This window comes from Psychrobacter sp. W2-37-MNA-CIBAN-0211, assembly GCF_040309405.1.
GTDB classification, from domain to species: domain Bacteria; phylum Pseudomonadota; class Gammaproteobacteria; order Pseudomonadales; family Moraxellaceae; genus Psychrobacter; species Psychrobacter glaciei.
In genome coordinates this window covers 1-240 of sequence record NZ_JBEOOU010000532.1, presented here as the reverse complement: position 1 = coordinate 240, position 240 = coordinate 1, and the positions used below count along the sequence as shown (strand labels likewise).

At 35.4% G+C, this 240-nt stretch carries 1 protein-coding gene; it reads right to left on the bottom strand.

Going from position 1 to position 240, the window contains the following annotated elements:
* The coding region (locus AAEY72_RS16155; protein ID WP_352311695.1) for a DUF2884 family protein at window positions 1–210 on the bottom strand (210 nt) is incomplete at its 3' end.
* Window positions 211–240 lie beyond the last annotated feature (30 nt).

Sequence of the window (240 nt, the reverse complement as noted above, 5' to 3'; positions counted from 1 at the left end):
GGGTAATTGCGTGCGTAAACTATCTGAATATTGAGTTAGCGCCTTTTGCTGGGAATGATTAAGCGCTACCGATTCACCATTAATGGTTAAATTGCCATTGGTATTAAATTGCATAGTTTGCTTATTGGCGGTAAAAATCTCTAGTTCGTCAGGCTTAATACGTACATCATTTTTAAATTCTACATTACATTGCTCATTATTAAATGACACTGTTGAATCGTTATCATTATGTGCCACAAC